16 protein-coding genes are annotated in these 18,529 nt (G+C 59.1%); 1 reads left to right on the top strand and 15 read right to left on the bottom strand.

Going from position 1 to position 18,529, the window contains the following annotated elements:
• Positions 1–21: 21 nt before the first annotated feature.
• The 7 genes from rplM to recA form a co-directional block, all read right to left on the bottom strand.
• Positions 22–474, bottom strand: a complete 453-nt coding sequence (gene rplM, locus E4631_RS12015) for a 50S ribosomal protein L13 (protein WP_133656939.1) — start codon at positions 472–474, stop codon at positions 22–24.
• Between the two features lie 262 nt (positions 475–736).
• Entirely contained in the window at positions 737–2,275 is a 1,539-nt protein-coding gene (locus E4631_RS12010) for a hypothetical protein (RefSeq protein ID WP_133656940.1), read from the bottom strand.
• 154 nt (positions 2,276–2,429) lie between these two features.
• The gene (locus E4631_RS12005) at positions 2,430–3,143 is read right to left on the bottom strand and encodes an RluA family pseudouridine synthase (protein WP_133656941.1); all 714 of its coding nucleotides are present in this window, start codon (positions 3,141–3,143) and stop codon (positions 2,430–2,432) included.
• Between the two features lie 127 nt (positions 3,144–3,270).
• Entirely contained in the window at positions 3,271–4,362 is a 1,092-nt protein-coding gene (locus tag E4631_RS12000) for a cell wall metabolism sensor histidine kinase WalK (RefSeq protein ID WP_133656942.1), read from the bottom strand.
• A 155-nt stretch (positions 4,363–4,517) separates the two neighbouring features.
• Entirely contained in the window at positions 4,518–5,237 is a 720-nt protein-coding gene (locus E4631_RS11995; protein WP_240734847.1) for a response regulator transcription factor, read from the bottom strand.
• A gap of 121 nt (positions 5,238–5,358) precedes the next feature.
• Positions 5,359–6,171, bottom strand: coding sequence for a DUF3108 domain-containing protein (locus E4631_RS11990; RefSeq protein WP_133656944.1), 813 nt, complete (start codon positions 6,169–6,171; stop codon positions 5,359–5,361).
• Between the two features lie 206 nt (positions 6,172–6,377).
• Positions 6,378–7,496 carry a recombinase RecA gene (gene recA / locus E4631_RS11985; protein ID WP_133656945.1) on the bottom strand — a complete coding sequence of 373 codons (1,119 nt, stop codon included), beginning with the start codon at positions 7,494–7,496 and terminating at the stop codon, positions 6,378–6,380.
• 410 nt (positions 7,497–7,906) lie between these two features.
• On the opposite strand from recA, the gene E4631_RS11980 reads away from it, so the two are divergent.
• Positions 7,907–8,956, top strand: a complete 1,050-nt coding sequence (locus E4631_RS11980) for a hypothetical protein (protein WP_133656946.1) — start codon at positions 7,907–7,909, stop codon at positions 8,954–8,956.
• Position 8,957: 1 nt separating this feature from the next.
• Here E4631_RS11980 and E4631_RS11975 read toward each other — a convergent pair whose 3' ends face one another.
• From E4631_RS11975 to E4631_RS11940, 8 genes are all read right to left on the bottom strand, one after another.
• Positions 8,958–9,527 (bottom strand): GNAT family N-acetyltransferase, encoded by a 570-nt coding sequence (locus tag E4631_RS11975; RefSeq protein WP_166648022.1) that lies wholly within the window; start codon positions 9,525–9,527, stop codon positions 8,958–8,960.
• 250 nt (positions 9,528–9,777) lie between these two features.
• Entirely contained in the window at positions 9,778–10,194 is a 417-nt protein-coding gene (locus E4631_RS11970) for a hypothetical protein (protein WP_133656948.1), read from the bottom strand.
• Between the two features lie 95 nt (positions 10,195–10,289).
• Positions 10,290–11,255, bottom strand: a complete 966-nt coding sequence (locus E4631_RS11965) for a MoxR family ATPase (RefSeq protein ID WP_133656949.1) — start codon at positions 11,253–11,255, stop codon at positions 10,290–10,292.
• A gap of 189 nt (positions 11,256–11,444) precedes the next feature.
• Positions 11,445–12,836, bottom strand: coding sequence for a peptidylprolyl isomerase (locus E4631_RS11960; RefSeq protein ID WP_133656950.1), 1,392 nt, complete (start codon positions 12,834–12,836; stop codon positions 11,445–11,447).
• Between the two features lie 96 nt (positions 12,837–12,932).
• Positions 12,933–15,308, bottom strand: coding sequence for a peptidylprolyl isomerase (locus tag E4631_RS11955; protein ID WP_133656951.1), 2,376 nt, complete (start codon positions 15,306–15,308; stop codon positions 12,933–12,935).
• Between the two features lie 228 nt (positions 15,309–15,536).
• On the bottom strand, positions 15,537–15,953 hold the full coding sequence (locus E4631_RS11950) for an ATP-binding protein (protein ID WP_133656952.1): 417 nt from the start codon (positions 15,951–15,953) through the stop codon (positions 15,537–15,539).
• 88 nt (positions 15,954–16,041) lie between these two features.
• Entirely contained in the window at positions 16,042–16,371 is a 330-nt protein-coding gene (locus E4631_RS11945) for an STAS domain-containing protein (protein WP_133656953.1), read from the bottom strand.
• 21 nt (positions 16,372–16,392) lie between these two features.
• Positions 16,393–18,498, bottom strand: coding sequence for a PP2C family protein-serine/threonine phosphatase (locus tag E4631_RS11940; RefSeq protein WP_133656954.1), 2,106 nt, complete (start codon positions 18,496–18,498; stop codon positions 16,393–16,395).
• Positions 18,499–18,529: the final 31 nt, after the last annotated feature.

Genomic DNA, 18,529 nt, shown 5'->3' with positions numbered 1-18,529 from the left:
ATTGGTCGTAAGGACAATAATTTACAGGTTCTTCAGCTCGTATACCTGCGGCTGCTGCGCCTCGTGCGGATGCTCGGTGCCAGCGTATACGTACATGTTGCGGTACTGGGCGGCGCCCAGGCGGTTGCCTTGCAGCATGCCTTTCACAGCGTGCTCGATGGCCTTGCGCGAATCGCGGTTCATCTGCTCGCGCAGGGTGCGCTGCTTCTGGCCGCCGGGGTAGCCCGAGTGCGAGATGTAGATTTTCTCTTCCATCTTCTTGCCCGTAACGCGCAGCTTGTCAGCATTGATAACGATAACGTTATCGCCGCAGTCGGAGTTCGGGGTGAAGGAAGGCTTGTGCTTGCCACGCAACAGGTTGGCAATTTGGCTGCACACGCGGCCCAGCGGGGCCACGCTGGCGTCTACGATAACCCAGTTTTTCTGGGCGTTGGCCTTGTTGACGTGGGTCGTCTTGAAGCTCAGGTGGTCCATAGGGATGGTAAATAATTACCGGCTAAACAATTGACAATAAGCCCTAAGCCGGACGGGCTTGGGGAAAAACGGACACAAAGGTACTCTTTTTCTGGCAGATTACCAAGCGTATACCCAGGCTAAATGCAGGAAAGACCCCACGATGCCCCGCTAATCAAGCCTAATAACGGCACTCAGGAAACAAAAAACAGCCTGCTACCCTTGCCGCTGATTGACTCGGTGTATCTATTCTGTAGAGAATTTTCTGCTCTTCCTCAGGTAGTTAGCGACTACCATTTTCGCTTTTGGTGGTGGAGCCCGCCCGCTCGTATAGCTCCAGCAGCCCAGCCGGCGAGCGGTAGCGCAAAGCAAAGTGGAAGTGCTGGAGATACTGGGTGACCGCGCCTGCGTTAGCAACGCTGCCGGCTGGAGCCGACGCCCGCTCTACCAACAAAACGTAGGTAGGCAGGTGGGCAGCGGTATATATGATGGGGGCTAGCCGCGGGGGCAGCTGCGCTGAGGCAAGGATGGGGTTGCTGCCAGGCCGCCACACTAGGGGAAAGTAGCCGGTAGCAGCTTCATAGTTGCCGTAGCACAGCAACTGCCGCTCTACTGCCAGGTAGTTGACCGCTTCTGACAGCACGCTGATGTACGTGCCTGGTTCTAAGCTGCTTGGTAAGTGATTGGCATCGCCGTACGAGATAGGTAGCAGCGTCGTGCCCGGCCGCAGGTAGGGTAATAGTGACTGGTATTCGGCCAGGCCGGGTTGAAAATCCTGTAGTTTTTGCACACGGAAACTCAGTAGCGCCGCCGCAATAATCGTGCTCAGGCCGATGCCTAGTAGGCGCACGCGCGGCGACCACGGCACCGCCGCCAGCCCGCCCAACAAGGCCAGATAGCTGAGCAGCCCCCAGCGCGGGCGGGTAATGCTGCCCCCAGCTACTTCGTCGGGCATTATTACGTAGGCAGCCAATAGCAGCAGCGTACCCACGGCCCATGGCCACACTTGCCGGCTCGCCCTGCCGCGCAGTACCTGCCGCAGCGCAAGCCCAGTAGCTCCCGCCAGCAGGCCCGCCACCAGCCAGCGATACGTGCCCTCAGCGGAGCCTGCGTAGTGGATAGGTTCGAGCCGGAACCAATTCCACAGGTTTTCGGCATAATGCTCGGCGGGGTTTCTCATAGTGGCGCCCTGCTGCCAAATGTACCAGCCCATAAGAGGCAGGCTAGGTAAGTAAGCAAGCAACAAGACGCCTAACTCGCGCAGCCGGGCCGGCCACTGCCGCTGGCTGCCGGCCACCACCAGCAGGCCCAGTAGCAGCCCCGACACTAGGTAGGACATGGGGTGAGCGAAGTAAAGCAGCATGAGCACCGCCGCCAGCCCCAGGATAGTGGAGAGCCGCCACCGGCCTGCGTGGCGCTGCCAATAGCCTAGCGCCAGCAGTAGCACTACTAAGCTCAAGCAGAAATTATAAAACCCCCAGACTAATACAACGCTGTAAATAAACGGAAAGCCCAGTAGAGCCAGCCAGCTTGCCCCCGTGGGGGACGCGCGCAGGGCATAGCGTAGGGCTAAGGGTAAGCCAAGTACGTAAAGCGTTAGCAGTAGCTTTTCGGCTAGCCAGGGTGCCGCAATGCTCAGCAGGCCAGCCAGTAGAACGTGGCTCAGGTAGTTGGGCTCGGCCGCAGAATTAAACGCTAGGAGCTGGTGCGCCGGGTGAGCGGGCTCCAGTAGCATGGTCTTCCACAACCACGCATTGTAGAGGTGGGTAGGTCCATCGGCCGTGAGGAAATAGTGGTAGCGCCAAACGGGTAACAGGTGCAAGACAAGCAGCAACCAAAACGCTACCCGTTCCCAAAAGCTAGCCGCAGATGACAAGCTCCGATGCCTTAAAAGTCTAATCACAACAGCCTCAAGAGTGGTGAGGGAACAAGGCCGGCTTCGGTAAGGAAGAAGTACTCCCGCAAAGCACCGGTATTTACTGGTACTGCCGCAGCGTTTCGACCAGTACCCGAAAATCTTTAGGGTAGGGCGCTTCCACCTTTATGGGAGTGCCATCTAAGCCCGTAAAGCCGAGCTCTTTCGCGTGCAAAGCAAAGCGTTTGATGAACGGCTGCTCGGTTTCGCCGTCCTTGAGGTTGAATTTCTTCTTGAGCGAAGAGAGGAAAAATTCCTCGCCACCGTAGAGCGTATCGCCCACGATGGGCGTTTCTACATAGGCTAGGTGCAGGCGAATCTGGTGCATGCGGCCCGTTACCGGCTCGCACTGCACGAGGGCGTGGCGGGCAAATGTTTCAAGGGTAGTGAAGCGCGTTTCGGCAGGCTTACCCTTGAAGGCCAGGCGCGCCTTGCCACTCTTGGTGGTTTCAATATTGCGCTCCACGATAAACTTTTCGAGCGGCGGCGCGCCCCAGGTCACGGCGTGGTACACCTTGTTCACCTCGCGGTTTTCAAACTGCATCGAGATGTGGCGGTAAGCCTCGGGGTGCTTGGCCAGCACCAGCGCGCCGCTGGTGTCGCGGTCAAGGCGGTGGCCTACCTGGGCATCGTCGGCATACTCGCGGGCCAGGCGCAGCAGGCTGGCGGCCACGCCAATGCGCTCGTCGAGGGTAGAGAGAAACGGCGGCTTGTTGACGACGATATAATCGTCGTTCTCAAACAGAATCAGGTCTTTGAACTTGGGTGGCTTCATGCGAGCCACGAAGGTACGAAGGGGGTAGGGGAGTGTGCGGTAAGCTTCGGCTTGCCGGGAGGGCCGTGCGGTAAGCGGAAGCTTGCCGGGCGTGCGGCAGCGTTTCCCAAAAACGGCAAGCTGAAGCTTACCGCACGTTCTCGTGGCCCTTTATCTCCTTGGGCTTGGGTAGCTTGAATTCCAGCGTGGTGCCTTCATTCAGCACGCTGTTGATGTGGATGGTCGACTTATGTGCCTCCACAATGTGTTTGCTGATGGCCAGGCCCAGCCCCGAGCCGCCCGCCGCGCGCGACCGGCTCTTGTCGACGCGGTAGAAGCGCTCGAAGATGCGCGCCTGGTGCTCGGGGGCAATGCCGGCGCCGTTGTCGCGCACGGCCACGCGCACGCCGTTGCGGCCCGGCGTGAGGGCTACTATAACGTGGCCGTTGTGCTCGCGGCCGTACTTTATTGCGTTGTCTATCAGGTTAGTAAGTACCTGGCGAATGCGGTTGCGGTCGGCAATAACCAGTAGTTCCTTCTCGGCCAAGTGCGGCGGAAACAGCTCCAGCGTTGTGCCGCGTCGTTCGGCGTGCTGCTCCAGCAGCTCGAACAACTCTTTCACCAGCGCTACGAGGTCGAAACGCTGGCGGCGCATGCGGATGACGCCTTTTTCGAGCTGCGAAATGGTAACCAGGTCCTTCACCAACGCGTCGAGGGCGTCGAGGCTGGCGGCCGCGCGCTGCAAAAACTTGCGCCGGATGGCCGGGTCCATGCCGCCGTATTCTGCATCGTCTTCTTCCTCATCCAGAATGGTGTGCACGAAACCCTGGGCGGCGAAAAGCGGCGTTTTCAACTCGTGCGATACGTCGGCCAGAAACTCGCGGCGTAGGGCCTGCAGGCGCTTGAGCTCGTCGAGCTCCTGCTGGCGGCGCTCGGCCATCTGCACTATCTCATCGCCGATGCGCTGCAGCGGTTCGGGGCGAAACAAAAACTTATTGCTCAGTTTCTTGAACTCCTTACGCTTGATATGCTCTAGGCGAGAGTAGATGCCGTTTATCTCCCGAAAAATCAGGGCTTCAAACGATAAATACACCAGTAGAAAGCACGCCGCCACCGTGATGCCCGCCGCCAGAAAGGCTTGGTGCGTGGGCAGGGTAGGCGCCACGTAAGCAAACGTGGTAAGCACTCCCGCCACCACGAGCGCAATGAGAACGGCAACGGTGCGGGAGGAAAGAGTCATGGCGTGCGGCGGTAGGGGGTAGTAAAATAAAAAGCAGAACGTCATGCTGAGCTTGCCGAAGCATCTTGTTCGCGCCGTTAGGGTACTAACCTACGCGGCGCAAACAAGATGCTTTGGCAAGCTCAGCATGACGTTCGAATTGTTGCTAATCGAAATCAGTCCGCGTTGAATTTATACCCTACCCCCTTGATAGTCTGGATATGGTGGTCGCCAACCTTTTCGCGCACTTTTCGCACGTGCACGTCCACGGTGCGGGCCAGCACAAACACGTCGTTGCCCCAAATATTTTGCAGCAGTTCATCGCGGCTGAACACTTTGTGCGGGGCGGCGGCTAGAAAGGCCAGCAGCTCAAATTCCTTTTTGGGCAGCGTGATTTTGCGGCCGTCCTGGTACACGGCGAAGGCAGTGCGGTCGATGCGCAGGCCATTGATATCGATGGCCTCGACGCCGGCGTGCGGGTCCTGGTCGCGGCGCACGATGGCGGCCAGGCGGCTTAGCAGCGCGCGGGGCTTAATGGGCTTGGCCAGAAAATCGTCGGCACCGGCCTCAAAGGCCGCTACTTCCGAGAACTCCTCGGCGCGGGCTGTGAGGAAGAGAATGTAGGTATCCTTGAACTTGGGCTGCTCGCGCAGCATGCGGCAGGCAGCAATGCCGTCGAGGTGCGGCATCATCACGTCGAGCAGGATAATGTCGGGGCTGAATTCCTGGGCCACGGCCAGCGCCTGGCGGCCGTCGCCGGCCGAGGCGGTGAGGTAACCTTCTTTCTTGAGGTTGAACTCCAGCAGCTCCACGATGTCGGGGTCGTCGTCGACAACCAGAATCTTGTAGGCAGCGGTCTTGGCTTGCGCTGACCGTTGATTGGCGGGGGTAGCCACGGCGGGAATGCGAGAGGGGTAAGGACTTTCGCGCTGCAAAATTACCCAACCTGCCGCGGCACGCATGTTACGTTTATGTGACGTGAAATGCGCCGGGTAAACATGCTTGAAAAGCAGTAGGTTAGCGAGCCATATTTAGCCGGTATTTCAGGCCCTCATACTTGTACATGTCCACTTTCACCGAGCCCACGAGCAGTTCGGCCTGGAAGAGCACCGGAATCTTGTTGTGGTCATCGGAGAGATAAATCTTGATGGCTTCCTCGCCGCGGAAGATGCGGTTGGCCGGCATTTTGGGCACCAGCTTCAGCACGTGAATGGGACCGGCCTTGGTTTCAATTACCTCCCTACCCCTGAAAATGACGTCCATGTTGAACGTCGATTCATCAAAGAAGCCACCCATGTGGATGACCTCGCCGGGCTTCATGCGGTCGTAGCTGAGGGTACGCAGGTAATAGAAGCCGCTCACCAGCTCCTGCACATTGTTGGCCACCTTAAAGGTATAGCGAATGGGCTCCTTGGTATGGGTCTGGAGCACGTTCACCGTGGCGTGTTCCTGGTCAAAATCAACTACTTCCTTCTTACGATACGAGCTTTCCTCGATGTCGCGCGAGGAGCGCAGCGGCAAGATGCTAGCCGTGTCGATGTAGGAGCGCCACTGGTCGCGCACGTGCAGAAAGAAGTCGAACGAGCCGGTGGTGCGGCCGCTCACGGTGGCCCGGTAGCAGGGCCGCCCCGCCACGCGCTCCAGCGAGCCGGAGGTTTCGACGGTGGCTTCGGCCGCGTTCAGCACCCCGTAATGCACCTTGTAGCGAATGGTTTCGCCGGCCTTGAAGCTGGAATTGGGCCACAGCCGCACTGGCTCCGCAGAGCCGGACGGTTGGGTCCAGGCACCGCACAGCAGGAGCAACGAAGCAAGCAGCCAACAACGGGGCATGGGGTAGGAAACTAGAAAATGACAGTAGTGCGGGTGCAAACGCAGTGCCAGCGCGTAAAAATACGTAGTTACCCGTGCCCCCGGCTTGCCAGCCAGCCATAAAAGAGCCCCGCTGCCGGTGGGCAGCGGGGCTCTTTTATATTAATTGGAGCTCAGTGGCAGGCAGCAGGTACTAAGTTACCCCCTCGCTACTGGCCGAAGCTGGCCTACAGCGTGTCGTCGCCGTCTTCGGGGCCGCTCATATCCACGGGGATGATGTCGGTGTCTCCCTTGGCCATGGCGCGGATTTTGGCTTCGATGGTATCAGCCAGCTCGGGGTTGTCGAGCAGCAACGTCTTCACGGCTTCGCGGCCCTGGCCGATTTTGTTGCCGTCGTAGCTGAACCACGAGCCCGACTTGCCGATGATGCCCATGTCCACGCCCAAGTCCACGATTTCGCCGACTTTAGAAATGCCCTGGCCATAGATGATGTCAAACTCGACCACCTTGAAGGGCGGCGCGACTTTGTTTTTCACCACCTTCACCTTGGTGCGGTTGCCAGTCACGTTGTCCTTGTCTTCCTTAATCTGGCCAATGCGGCGAATGTCAAGGCGCACCGATGCGTAGAATTTCAGGGCGTTACCGCCGGTCGTGGTTTCGGGCGAGCCGAACATCACGCCGATTTTCTCGCGCAGCTGGTTAATGAAGATGCACAGGCAGTTCGTCTTGTTAATCGTGCCGGTGAGCTTGCGCAGCGCCTGGCTCATGAGGCGGGCGTGCAGGCCCACTTTCGAGTCGCCCATGTCGCCTTCCAGTTCGCCTTTCGGCACGAGGGCGGCCACGGAGTCAATTACGATAATGTCAATCGCGCCCGAGCTGATGAGCTGGTCGGCGATTTCGAGAGCTTGCTCGCCGTTGTCGGGCTGCGCGATGAGGAGGTTATCCACATCAATGCCCAGCTTCTTGGCGTAAGTAGGGTCGAAGGCGTGCTCGGCGTCGATGAAAGCGGCGGTGCCGCCGGCTTTCTGGGCCTCGGCGATGGCGTGCATCGTCAGGGTCGTCTTGCCGCTCGACTCGGGGCCGTAGATTTCAACTACGCGACCGCGGGGCAGCCCGCCGATGCCGAGGGCAATATCCAGCGAAAGCGAACCCGTGCTGATGGCCGGAATGTCGTTTACCTTCTGGTCCGAGAGTTTCATCACGGTACCTTTGCCGAAGGCTTTGTCGAGCTTCTCCATCGTCAGCGCGAGGGCCTTGGCCTTTTCGGCGGCGGGGCTGGAGGGACCGGCTTTTTCAGCTTTATCGACCGTTTCTGTTTTTTCGGCTTTTTTGGTTGCTAAGGCCATGAAGGAGGGGGTAGGGAAAAGAAACTTAAAGTTTGTAAAAATACGATATTTTGGCTTGCTGCCCCAACGCAGCGTAGCAGGGGGGTAGGGCTCGCTACCGTTCTGTTTTTAGGCGGCCATTTCTAACACAGCAGCCGTCGGTTTTGTGCCGGCTAAGGCACAAATTTATGGGGAAATTTCTAAAAATTTTAGTTAGCGTTGGGTCTGTGTTATTTACGGCCGCGCCAGCTTGGGCACAGCTGGATAATCGGGCGTTTACGTCGCCTACGCCGGGTGGAACAGACGACACTTTATATCTCAAAAATGTAGCTCCTGAGAGATGGTCTAGAGAGGATTCTAAGCAAGTTGACAAAAATGACAAACGAGCAGATAGTCTAAACTCAGTTATAAAAGCACGGTCTGCGTATCGTTTGCCACAAGCGGGCGACCTCCGAGTATCACTCAATGCCTTCACGTTCTTCAAAGACAACGAGTATTTCAACGATATTGTCGAAGGCTATACGCTATTCGGCACGCAGCTGAACCCGCAGCTGGTTTACTACCCTACCAAAGACCTGCGGCTCGAAGCGGGCGTATTTCTCTGGAAAGACTTTGGCAACCCCGTGCTGCGGCAGGTGCGCCCCACCTTCCGCGCCACCTGGACGCACGGCAGCAGCGAGTTTATTTTCGGCAACATCAAGGCGAATCTCAACCACGGCTACATCGAGCCGCTGCTGGACTTTGAGCGCGTGATGCTAAAGCCGTTGGAGGAGGGCTTGCAGTACCGGCTCAACACCAAGCGCGTGTTTCTGGACACGTGGGTTGATTGGCTGAAGCAGGAGTATCCCGGTGTGAATTATCAGGAGCAGATTGCTGGCGGCCTCAGCAGCAGCTTCCGCCTCACGGGCGACAACAGCCCGGTACAGCTGTCTATTCCGGTTCAGTTCACGGCCCGGCACTTCGGCGGGCAGATTGACACGCTGCACATGCCGGTGCAAACGCTTTTCAACTACGCGACGGGGGTAGTGGCGCGGGTGCCGCTGGGCGGGCGCGTACTCCAGGCCGTGCGGCTCAATGCCTACGGCCTGCTCTTCGACGACCACTCGTTTTCTAACTACCGGCTGCCCTACCAAAGCGGCAACGGTCTGTATCTCAACGGCACCGTCGAAACCAGGTATGTGGACCTGATGCTGAGCTACTGGCAGGGACACCAGTTTTTTGCGCCCCTCGGTGGGCCGTACTACCAGTCCATTGCCTCGCGCTACGGCACGCCGGGCTACACCGACGCCGAGCGCCGACTGCTGCTGCTGCGCCTGCTGCGCGACTTCCGTATCTCGGACGCGGCGGCGCTCACGGTGCGCGTCGAGCCGGTGTACGACTTTAACCGCAGCCTACTCGACTTCTCTTTTGGCGTGTACCTCAATTTCCGGCAGGAGTGGCTGCTCGGCAACCTGGCCCGGCGGGTACGGGTAGGGCAGTAGCTTAACGGCGATTGACTACTGGGCTGCTGGCGGCGGTGCGCACAAAATGCAGGATGGTAGAAGCTGGCTCGGGCTGCCGCCGAAAACTAAAGCGCCGCCAGCCCGCAGCGTCGGGCAGCGCCTGCGCCGCAAAGCCCAAGGCGCGGGCCACCGCTTGCCCGCGCACATTGTCGGCAAAGCAGCGAATAAGTAGCTGCTGAGCGCCCAAAGACTCGAAGCCAAACTCGCAGATGGCCGCCAGTGCCTCGCGGGCGTAACCCTGGCCTTCGGCCTCGGCCGCCAGGTAGTAGCCGATTTCGGCCTGCCCGTGCCGCTGCGGCATCAGGCAGATATCGCCCAGGTAGTCAAGACTTTCGCGGTGCCAGATGCCCAGCACGTAGAACCGTCCCGTTTGCCAGTCGTCGGCAAAGGCGGCGAGCTGCACCGGCGCATCAGCTAGGCTGCGCACCGCCCGCAGGCGGTCGGGAAACGACTCGCGCAGCCGCGCGCGGCTGCGGTCGAGTAAGCCAAAAAATGCTTCTGCATCGGTGAGCTGATAAGCCCGGAGCACTAGCCGAGGCGTTTCTAACAAAGTAGGTAAAGGAGTAGAAATAGGCATCGCTAGCTTACTCGGAGAATAGCAACCGGCCTGCCGCTTGCCCGGCGGCAGTGGAAAAGGATAGGAAGTCGTTGTACGTGTATAAGGTCTGAATGCAACATAAAAACCGGACCAGTAGCAGCAACAGCGTGGGCCATTATGCCGAAACCGATGGCCCTCGAAGCAAAAAGAGGGGGTAGGGATGACTGCCATCCCTACCCCCTCGTCTACGGCTAATGTGTGGCTAGCTAGCGTATTGCCGGGGGCTACCCAGCGCCTGCTGGGTGCGCATCACGTTCACCTGCCGGGCCGCTTCATTGAAAAATTCTAGTCGGCGAATCAGCATTTCTTTGGTGAAAACGCGGCCTTCGGGCGTGCGCATGATGGCTTTTTGGTCGGCCAGCACGCGCTGCATGGCTGCCAGCGTCTGGTCCTCATGCTTCATAAACTGCTGTTGAAACTCAGCCAGCCGGGCCACACCCGTGGCCGTGAGCGTAAAGTGCTCGCCGGCGCCTTGGTTCAGTACTTCGCACAGCACATATACCTCTAGCGGTAAACTGGTTTCGAGCGATGTAGTGCGCAGGTCGAGGCCGGCCGCCAGCGCGTCGAGAATAATGCGCACATTGCGCTCAAATTGTTGGTAGTACGCTTGAGCTTCCAATTTCAGGGAGTTATGAGTTAAAAGTTAGGAGTTATGAGTTGGGGCAGGAATGAATGCTAATAGCAACTCATAACTTCTAACCCATAATTCATAACTCACAAAAGTTCTTTTACAATCTGTTCCACCGTCACGCCTTCGGCCTCGGCCTTGAAGTTGCGCACGATGCGATGGCGCAGGATGGGCAAAGCTACGGCGCGCACGTCTTCGATATCGGGCGAATACTTGCCGTTGAGCAGCGCGTTGCACTTGGCGGCCACCACGAGATACTGGCTGGCGCGGGGGCCGGCGCCCCATTCGAGCAGCTGCTTGGCGCGGGGCGCGGCGCGCTCGCCCTGGGGGCGGGTTTTGTGCACGAGGTTCACGGCGTATTCCACCACGTTGTCGGCCACGGGCACGCGGCGCACCAGTGCCTGGTAGGCCTGAATATCAGCCGAATGCAGTAGCTTATTAACCGTAGGCTTGCGGTCGGAAGTCGTATTTTTGACGATGTTCAGCTCTTCCTCGTAGCTAGGGTAGCCGAGCTGGATGTTGAACATAAAGCGGTCGAGCTGCGCCTCGGGCAGGGGGTAGGTGCCTTCCTGCTCAATCGGGTTTTGGGTGGCCAGCACGAAAAACGGGCGCGCCAGGGGGTAGCGCTGCCCGGCCACCGTCACGGCGTATTCCTGCATGCTTTCGAGTAGCGCGGCCTGGGTTTTGGGAGGCGTCCGGTTGATTTCGTCGGCCAGAATAATATTGGCGAAAATCGGCCCCTTCACAAACTGAAACTCGCGCTGTTGGGTCAGCGTCTCCGAGCCCACAATGTCGCTGGGCATCAGGTCGGGCGTGAACTGGATGCGGTTGAAGCTCAGGTCGAGTGAGTCGGCAATGGTTTGGATGAGCAGCGTCTTGGCCAGGCCCGGCACGCCCACCAGCAGGCAGTGGCCCTGCGCGAACACGGCCGTGAGTACCAGCCGCACCACTTCGTCCTGCCCCACAATCACTTTCCCGATTTCCAGCCGCAGCTGCTGGTAGGCGCGGGCCAGTGAGTCTGCCGCCTCTTTGTCGTTTTGAAATGGAGCCATTTAGAATAAAAATACACTAATAAAGAAAAAGAACGTCCTATCAAACCCGTTAGAATACGAGAACGTCATGCTGAGCTTGTCGAAGCATCTCGGCAGGAATAGTAATCTCCGCCGTTAGAGGTTACTGCTGCACGCGAGATGCTTCGACAAGCTCAGCATGACGTTCTTTTTTGAATCTTTAGTACCCAATTACTCAGTGCTGGCCGTCAGTACCTTACACTGTGCATATTCCGGGGCTACTTCCAGGTACACGGTGCTGCGGTTCTTCTCGTACCAATCGTCCAAGGCACGGCTCTTTTTCTGCGACAGCGCGGCCTGCGATATTTTCTGGTAGTCGTCGAGCAGGTTGGCTTGGTGGGGCGGGGTGTTGCTCTTGAGGTACAGAATGCGCATGGCGTCCTTGCCATCGTCGGTGCGGTAGGGTAGGGGCGGCGTAATGTGGCCCACCTTCATCGTGTCGATGATAAAGAAGATGGCCGGGTCGAGCTTGTCAAGCGGCAGCCGCGAGCCGCCGTCCTGGCGGTTGGCCAGCAGGCCGCCGTTGGCTGCGCTTACCTTGTCGGTGCTGAAATCCTTGGCCGCTTTGGCAAAGGTGATGCTGTCCTTCAAAATCTGGCTACGAATGCGCGTGAGCTTGGTAGCAGCCACGCTGGCATCGGCCGTGCCGGTAGCGGGCTTGAGCAAGATGTGGCGCGTCGAGTACGAATCACCTTTACGCTCAATGAATTGAATAAGGTGAAAGCCGAATTGCGACTCTACCACCGGCGACAACTGGCCGGGCTCCAGCTTGCGCGAGGCAGCCTCGTACTCGGGTACCAGCTCGCCTTTTTTGAAGAAGCCCAGGTAGCCGCCTTGCGCCCCCGAGCCGGGGTCCTGCGAGTATTTCTTGGCCAATTCCTCGAAGCTCGCGCCCGCCAGCACCTGCGCCCGCAGGTCGTTGAGCTGGGCGATGGACGCTTGCTTAGCGGCATCGTTCACCTGGGCCGGGATAACAATCTGGCCCACTTCTACTTCCGTGGAGAAGTACGGGATGCTGTCCTTGGGCACTTTGTCAAAGTATTCTTTCACTTCGCGGGGCGTCACGGCCACCTTGCCGGCAATCTGCTCCTGCATTTTTTGCTGCACCAACTGGTCGCGCACCTGCGAGCGCAGGTCTTCTTTGAGCGCCCGCAAGGGCTTGTTGTACATTTCCTCCAGCTTCTTCTCCGACCCTACCTGCTGCACAAAGTAGTTCATGCGGCGGTCGAGCTCGCCACCCACCTGCGCGTCGGTCACGGTCACGGAGTCAACCTCGGCGCGGGCAATCATCAACTTATTGAGCACCAGGCTTTGCAATATCTTGCAGCGCAAGTCAGGGGGTAGGGCCTTGCCCTGGGCGCGGGCCTGCTCCTGGGCCATAATGCCCTCAATCTCGGAGCGCAGAATAATCTGGTTGTCCACCTTCACCACGATGCCATCGAGAATCTGCTGGCCGCGGGGGCGGCTCATGCCCAGCTGGGCAAAGCTAGCGTGGGGCAGGGCCAGGGCGGCCGTTAGGGCGAGTAGGGAGAGGGCGGAAAGCCGCCGAAAAATACGTTGCATAGAATAGAGAGTCACGCGGCGGGCCAGAGGTTGCCGCCCGTATGGAGATAACATAAGCAAGCGGGTAGAAAATTCGGCCAGCGGCCGCAAAAAGGCTTATTTCGTCACCAGCTTAGTCACTTCTTCTTCGTTTATTTTCACTGGGTATTGCTGGCGCAGCTCTTCAATCCACTGTTTTTCGAGGTAATTCTGGTAGTCGCTGGTGGCTTGGCCGCGGGCGTCGCTCAGGGCTTTGGGGCCGGCGGGCAGGCTCTGGTTCATCATAATGGCGTAGTAGCGGCCGTCGCGCTGGGTGGTGTAGGTGCCGGCCGGGCGGGTGAGGTAGTCGTCCATCACCTTATTGTCGCCCTTCTGAAAGATACGCTGTTGAATTTGCACCGCCAGCGGGTTTTGCTGGTTGAGGCGGGCTTCGAGCGCGCTGGGCGAGTTGCTAAATAACGCCATGCGGGTATCGCCATTGGCCGTGGCGGCTGGGCTGCTTGGCGCAGCCGTGAGGCGGCGGCGGGCAATCTTACCCGTCTTGGCCAGGTAGTCGAGGGCCGCCGTGGTGCGCTGGCGGGCCAGTGCGGCACTCTCGCCTTTGCGAATATGGCCGGCCACGGTCACGGTCAGTGCGGTGTCCTGGCTCAGGCGGCGGGCCACGTCGTCGAGCACAGCCGAGCCGTTGCTGGTGGCGGGGGTAGCCGTGCCCAGCTTGAAGTGCACCAGTGCCGCGCCGGCTTTGCCAACTACGGCGTAGCGCCCGGCTGGCAGCTCGCGCTGGGCGCGGGCGAGCAGCTGCGGCGAGGCTGCCGCAACGACCGTACCCCGCGCCCGCTGCCCAAACTGGTAGTTGGCCTGGTTAGCCATAAAGAATTTCTTCAGGCCGGCCGTGTCCTCAATGGCCTTGCTCCACACCTTCTCGTCCATCAATTGGAAGAGCAGAATGCCGTCGCGGTACTCTTGCACCAGCATGCGGTAGTCTTCGTACTTGGTGGGCAGGCTGGTTTTCTCAAAGTCAGTCAGGCTCTGGTCCACGTATTGGTCGTAGAGTTGCTGCATGGCAAACTGCGGCTGCGCGGTAGGGCGCGGGCGCTGGTTTTGCTGCGCAAATGCCAGGAAGTCAGCTACCAGATAGGGCTTATTCATGATGGTGAACAGCGGCAGCTTGTCGCCGCCCGCTTTCACGGTTTTCTTCGACGCCTTGGCGCCGCTGGCCGTCATGGTGGCGCCGTTAAACTTGTAGCGGCCCTTCACCAGCGCCGTGTCGGCCTGGGCAAAGGCCAGCTCCTTGGCCGCCGGAATCTCCCGGAACTGGTCCTCCAGCCGGATGCGCTTGAGGAATGCCGCCCGGTTCAGCTCCGAGCGCGAGTCCTTGGCCACCTTGCTCTTGAGCGTAGGCTCCAGGGTAGCGAAGGGGGGTAGGGGCTGCTTCTCTACGAGCTTGATGATGTGCCAGCCGTAGGGCGTTTGCACCGGAGGGGCAATGTCGCCGGGCTTTTGCAGCTTGAACGCAACTTCCTCGAACGACGGAATCATACGGCCCGTGCCGAAGGGCGGCAGCTCGCCGCCGTTGGGCGCCGAGCCGGCATCTTCCGAAAACTGCGCTACCAGCTTGTTCCAGTTCTCGCCCTTGCGCAGGCGGGCGTAGAGCTCGCTGACTTTCTTGTGGGCGGCAGTTGAGTCGGCTTTGGGCGCCTGGGGCGTTACGCGCACCATCAAGTGAGCTACTTTGATTTCGCCCTGCGCCGCCCGGCGGTCATTCACCTTAATAATATGGTAGCCGAAGCGCGTGCGAATGGGCTGGCTCACCTGCCCCACCGGTGTGCGGTAGGCTGCCGACTCAAACGGGTACACCATCTGCATGGCGGTGAAGTAGCCGAGCTTGCCGCCGTTTTCCTTGGCCGAAGGGTCTTCGCTGGTGGCGCCGGCCACAGTGCCAAAATCCTCGCCGCTCGTGACACGCTGGCGCAGGGCCATTATTTTCTGGTAAGCGGCCAGCGTGTCAGCCGGCGAAGCATCGGGGGCCACGCGGATGAGGATGTGCGAGGCATTTACCTCCTGGCTCATGCGGTCGTAGGCCTCGTGCACGAGCTGGTCGGTTACGCCCTTCTCGGTTAGGTAGGGCTGGGCCAGCTGCTGCTTGTAGCCGTCGAGCTCGCGCCGAAACGCCTGCGTGGTATCGAGGCCGTGCTTCTCGGCATCGAGTACTTTCAGCCGGAAGTTGGTGTAGAGCGTGAGGTAGTCCGTCACGCTCGGGCGGGTGCCGTAGTCGGCGGCCGTGCCGTTATTCTTTTTGTAAACGTAGGCAAACTCGCGGGCCGACACCGGGTAGGCGCCCAGGGTTTCGATGGCGGGCCCGGTAGCTACCGGCTGGGCCATTGCCGCGCCGGTAGGCAAAGTAGTGGCAGTGGTAGGCTTGCTGGTTTGGCAGGCAGCCAGCTGGAGCAGCGTGGCGGCAGCGGCCCCAGCCAACGGAAGGCGGGAATGCATAGACAAAAGAAAGGTACTGGCCGAGGTAAGGCGCGCGACAAAACGCAACGCTTCGGACCCAATGCTGGTACAATTTTACGAACAAATTAGCGCCCCGTGCGCCGGGGTGGGGTAGGCGGCGCGGCCAAGGGCCAAATCGCTGGCCAGCAAGGCCCCTAAACGCACCACGGGCAGCCGGCAAGTGCAGCCGGCTGCCCGTGGCAGGCGTAGAAAAATAAAACAAGACAGTTAAAGCAATTCCTTGCTTAAGTGGCAAACAGTGTGCGAGTTGCGCTCAAAAAATTCTACCCGGTCCATAATGCGCGACACCAGGGCCATGCCCATGCCGCCTTTGCGGCCCTGCTGAATGTATGCGCGCAAGTCGGGGGTAGCAACTTTGCCAGGCGGCAAAAACAGCGTGGCCCCATTATCCTCAATCTCGATATCGAGCTGCTGGCCGGCCAGTACCAGCAGTAAATCCAGAAACTGCGTAGTGTCTTCGCCGTTGGCGTGAATAATGAAGTTGGCTACTACCTCATCCACAGCTAGTACCACTTGATTTACTATCAACTCACTACGATTGGCCGCCAGCAAAAAGCTGCGCACGAAGTCACGCACCTGCTGGAGGTTGTGGCGTGAGCAACTAATGCGAATGCGGTCTTGCATTTTGGTGAGTTATGAATTATGAGGTATGAGTTAGAAGTTGAGGTTGTTAACGTGCATCCGTATCCTCAACTTCTAACTCATAACTCATTTAAACGGCCTGTGCCTCCTGCTCGGTTGGCACGATGGTCATCAGGGAGTCAAGACCCAATATTTCAAAAACATTGAATACTTTTTCCTGCATATTGTAGAAAACCAGCTTCACGTTGGAGTCCTGCAAGCGTTGCAAGTGCGAAATAAAAACTCCCAGGCCCGCCGAAGAGATATAGCTGAGGCGCTGACAATCAATGAGTACTTTTTTGTATTTGAGGAGCTCAGGCTTATTTAGCTCCGTATCGAGCACTACGGCCGAAGAGGCGTCGAGCTCCCCGTCCAGGATAAGCGTGAGGGTAGTGTCGGTGGGTTGAGCGGTTACTTTCATAATAGGCTCCATACGGGGGAGCTACGGTTGGGGTTGAGCCGCCTTGAACTTGATAACAAGCAGCGTTTGGTCATCGTGAAGGGGTAGGCCCTTGCTAAATTCCAGCACATCCTGACGGATATACTGGTTTATTTCCTCGGCGGATTGGTAGAAGCACTGCTCCAGCATCTGGGCCAGGCGGGCCTCACCGTATTCATCGCCCTCGCCGTTGCGGGCCTCCGGAATGCCGTCGGTGTAAATCACCATCACATCGCCGGGATTGTAGTCCCAAAACTGATTCTTGACGTGGCGGCCGTAGCTGGCGTCGCGCAGAATGCCCAGCCCCAAGCCTTCGCTCTGAAAGTAGCTAACCTCTTCTTTGATAGAGTGATAATACAGCGTGTGGCAGTGCCCGGCGCGGGCAAAGCTGAAGCCGCCCGCCTCGTAATCAATCAGGTAAAAGGAGGCCGTGATGAACGACGAGCGTTCGAGGCAATGGGTGAGGGCCTCGTTGGCCAGCACCATAAAGCGGTGCGGGTCGGGGTAGCGGTCGCGGTCCTTTTTGGCCAGCGGGTTGGGCTGCATCAGGGCGTGAAAGATGCCCTTCATCTGGGCCGTGTGAAAGGCGGCCGTCACGCCCTTGCCCGACACGTCGCCGATGAGCACGGCCAAGCGCTGGCCGGGCAGGTGCAAAAAGTCATAAAAATCGCCGCCCACTTCCTTCGCCGCCTGGGCGTAGGTGCTGATTTCAAACCAGTTGTCGGTGGGCAAGTGCTTCGGAATGAGTCGCTCCTGCACCAGGGCCGCAATGCGCAGCTCGTCCTGGGCGCGCTGACTCACGCGGGCCTCCTGGGCCAGCTGCAGGTTTTCGAGGCTGAGGACGGTTTGCGTCGTGAAGGTGTGCAGAATGCTCAGGTCTTCGGGGTCGAAGCCGCCGAGCTCTTCTTTCAGCAGTACCAGCACGCCATAATCATGCGTGGCGCTGCGCAACGGGAGCACGGCCGCCGAGCAGTAGGGCTTGCTTAGGTCCGTGAAGCGCTGCGAACGGCTTAGGTCATTGTCAATCAGCTCGTTTTGCTCCTTCGTAATCAGCGGAGTGAGCTGAGTACGGAGCGTATTGAGGTCGGCCAGCGTTAGCTCGTGGGCGAGCGGAGGGGGGGTAGGGCCCACCAGTTCGGTGGGCTGCAGCTGGGCGTCGAGGTAAGCGGCATCGGCCCGGATAGTTTGCACTGCCGAGGTAAACAGCGCCTGGTAGATTTCCGGGGCCGTTTGGCCGCGCTGGATAATCTGGCTCAACTGCTGGAGGCTGAGAATTTCGGCCCGCCGCTGCTCATATACATCGGCAATGGGCAGGTTGAAAAACGAAACCAGCAGCCCGGCCACGGCATAAAACACCGCGAAGAAGGACGCCAGCACCAGAAAAGCCTGCTGCGTGGGCGGGGCCAGCAGCGCGGAGTTGGCCTGGGCTCCGCGCAGGTAAACCAGGAAAAGCAGCATAAAGCTCAGCACCCCCAGCTGCAGCATAATAACCTGCAGCTTCTGCCCTTGGCTGAGGTAGGCAATCCAGCGTTGGTGGCCGCTCAGGTACACGCCAAATAGGCCCAAACCCAGAATAACGCCCACGTAGAGGAAATCAGGAATCTGCCACACGAATAGCTGCAGCAGCAGGGCCGCGCCCAGCAGCAGCTCAAACGCCAGCCACTCGCGCCTAATCTTGCCCGAGCCCCTAAACTGCACCAGCGAGCGCCAGGAGTAGAGCGTTAGGGAAAGCAGCAGAATAAACAGCCCCAGGTTGATGGTGTAGCCCACGGCCAGCGTCAGGTTGCCGGGTAGGGGTAGGGACTGCGCAGCCGTGAGCCGCTCAACGGCCCAAACGGCCACCAGCCCGGCCGTGAGTATCAGCCCGCGCCAAAACAGGAGGCGCAGCACGGCCACAAACCCGTGGCCCCGCAGCGCATCGGGCTGGAGGCGGGCATACATAAATATGCTGGCGGCAAAGCTACCCTGCGCCAGCAGCACCAGCCAGCGGGGCCAGTTGGCCGGCAGGCCCAGCACCGGCTGGCCCTGGCTAATTGTGCTGAATAGCAGTAGCAGCCAGCATACAGCGGCTACGACCAGCAGCCAAGCAGAGCGGCGAATTTTAAGCATAGACTACTAGGGCGAGAACAAAGCAAGGCTA

The sequence above is a fragment of the Hymenobacter sp. UV11 genome (assembly GCF_004684095.1).
Classification (GTDB): domain Bacteria; phylum Bacteroidota; class Bacteroidia; order Cytophagales; family Hymenobacteraceae; genus Hymenobacter.
This window is presented reverse-complemented; position numbering and strand designations above follow the sequence as displayed.

Bases quoted from the DNA above. Each gene is read 5' to 3' on its own strand.
- E4631_RS12000 (WP_133656942.1), bottom strand. From the start codon at position 4,362: ATGACTCTTTCCTCCCGCACCGTTGCCGTTCTCATTGCGCTCGTGGTG.
- E4631_RS11955 (WP_133656951.1), bottom strand. From the start codon at position 15,308: ATGCATTCCCGCCTTCCGTTGGCTGGGGCCGCTGCCGCCACGCTGCTC.
- E4631_RS11990 (WP_133656944.1), bottom strand. From the start codon at position 6,171: ATGCCCCGTTGTTGGCTGCTTGCTTCGTTGCTCCTGCTGTGCGGTGCC.
- E4631_RS12005 (WP_133656941.1), bottom strand. From the start codon at position 3,143: ATGAAGCCACCCAAGTTCAAAGACCTGATTCTGTTTGAGAACGACGAT.
- E4631_RS11965 (WP_133656949.1), bottom strand. From the start codon at position 11,255: ATGGCTCCATTTCAAAACGACAAAGAGGCGGCAGACTCACTGGCCCGC.
- E4631_RS11960 (WP_133656950.1), bottom strand. From the start codon at position 12,836: ATGCAACGTATTTTTCGGCGGCTTTCCGCCCTCTCCCTACTCGCCCTA.
- recA (WP_133656945.1), bottom strand. From the start codon at position 7,496: ATGGCCTTAGCAACCAAAAAAGCCGAAAAAACAGAAACGGTCGATAAA.
- rplM (WP_133656939.1), bottom strand. From the start codon at position 474: ATGGACCACCTGAGCTTCAAGACGACCCACGTCAACAAGGCCAACGCC.
- E4631_RS11945 (WP_133656953.1), bottom strand. From the start codon at position 16,371: ATGAAAGTAACCGCTCAACCCACCGACACTACCCTCACGCTTATCCTG.
- E4631_RS11940 (WP_133656954.1), bottom strand. From the start codon at position 18,498: ATGCTTAAAATTCGCCGCTCTGCTTGGCTGCTGGTCGTAGCCGCTGTA.
- E4631_RS11950 (WP_133656952.1), bottom strand. From the start codon at position 15,953: ATGCAAGACCGCATTCGCATTAGTTGCTCACGCCACAACCTCCAGCAG.